Raw genomic sequence first — 1,767 nt, 5'->3', positions numbered from 1 at the left:
CTTGCCACGCCGAAGACCGTACCTTCCGACGCGTGCAACGACGATCCCGCGCTGGCGGTCTGGCAACAATGGTGCATCGCTTGGCAACATTTGAGCGAATCAAGCTCGCGACAGCAGCGGATGGAAAGATCGCTCTTTTCGGTTGTTTTGCCGCCACCGTTTGAGCAAGCAGCTGGTTCGCGAGCCTACGACGAGGCCCTCGACGCTGAAGATCGTGCATCCGTCGCGGAGGACAGGGCCGCGGAATCCCTGTGGAGGACGCCGGCGCAATCGGTTGCGGGCGCAACGGCCAAGCTCCACGCCGCTGTCACCAGGTGGGAACCCTGCCCCACGAGCCAAGAAGACCCCTGGCCGCAAATTCGCTCCGTCATCGCCGACCTCCTGAAGATCGATATCGGCTCTGTTGCGAGCGGAGGCAATCGCCTGTCGATGCCCGAACTCCGACCGGAGTTTCAAGACGGCTGAACGGGTGGCTCAAGAGCACACGAGTGATCCCGGAACTTAACAAGACATGCGCAACCGCGCCTTTGCATGCATTTCGCCTTGGAAATCACGCGTTGGGAACTGCTCCAACGCGGCGTTCCGACTCTACCAAAAAAGCAAAACAAGGAACTTCAAATGAAACTGGGAAACCCATTTCGCCCACGCCTGCTTTCCGCGCTTCTGATCTCCATCCTCCTCGGGAGCGTTCCGTGGACGCCGGCGCAGGCGCAGGAACGCGGAGAGCTTCGGATCGCAACGTCCTACAAGCTGATGACGCTCGATCCGCAATATGCCAATCTCAACGAGAACACCTCGCTGCTCTCCCACATCTACGAGCGGCTCGTCTATCAGGACGAGAACCTCGAGTTGAAGCCTGGCCTTGCCACTTCCTGGCGACCACTGTCCGCCACGCAATGGGAGTTCAAGCTCCGCGACAATGTCCGCTTCCATGACGGTTCAGACTTCACTGCGGACGACGTCGCCTACACGATCGAGCGCATCCGGGATTTTCTCAAACCGCCAAGCGGCGGCTTTCGCTCCTATGTGAGCGGCATCAAGTCGGTCTCGGCAACTGACCCCCTGACCGTCCTCATCGAGACCAACGGCACGGTCCCCAATCTGCCCCTCTCCTTCTCCTCGATTTTTGTGATGAACCGGCCGTCTGAGGGGTTCGAGACGACGGATGACCTCAACGCCGGCAGTCCGCCCATCGGCACCGGGCCCTACCGATTCGAAAGCTGGAGTTCCGGGGAGAACCTCAGACTTGCCCGGAATGACGATTATTGGGGCGGCAAGCCCGCCTGGTTGAAGGTAACCTTCCGCGTCATTGAGAACCCGGCCGCCCGGGTTGCGGCGCTCAGCACCGGTGAGGTCGATGTGGCGGATGCCATTCCGGCGCGCGACGTCGCCTCGCTGCAGCAGCGTGGCGCCAGAATCGCGAACGTCAGTGCGGCACGCATCAACTTCGTGCAGTTCGACGTGTCGCGAGAGACACTTCCGGGCGTGACGGGCCAGTCGGGCGAACCGATCGCCAATCCTTTCAAAAGCCCTCTGGTTCGACGTGCGCTCGCGATGGCGACGGACCGGGGCATTCTCGTCGACAAGATCCTCGCGGGCTATGGCACGGCTGNGACGTGCGCTCGCGATGGCGACGGACCGGGGCATTCTCGTCGACAAGATCCTCGCGGGCTATGGCACGGCTGCCGCACAGGTCTTGCCGAACGGCCTGCCCGGTACCTCGGCGAAACTGCTGCCTGAGGCTCCAAACTACGAAGAGGCAAAAGC

At 61.6% G+C, this 1,767-nt stretch carries 1 protein-coding gene and 1 pseudogene; both read left to right on the top strand.

From position 1 onward, the window contains the following. A partial coding sequence (locus BN1800_RS43280) for a hypothetical protein (RefSeq protein ID WP_087006338.1) occupies window positions 1-465 on the top strand: 465 nt, incomplete at its 5' end. Between the two features lie 153 nt (window positions 466-618). Continuing rightward, window positions 619-1,767, top strand: a pseudogene (locus BN1800_RS39415) (ABC transporter substrate-binding protein); the annotation flags it as partial.

Origin of the sequence: Rhizobium sullae (assembly GCF_900169785.1) — a bacterium.
In the GTDB taxonomy this organism is placed as follows: domain Bacteria; phylum Pseudomonadota; class Alphaproteobacteria; order Rhizobiales; family Rhizobiaceae; genus Rhizobium; species Rhizobium sullae.
The sequence above is the reverse complement of the archived record's forward strand: the minus strand, read 5'-3'. Positions and strand labels throughout refer to the sequence as shown.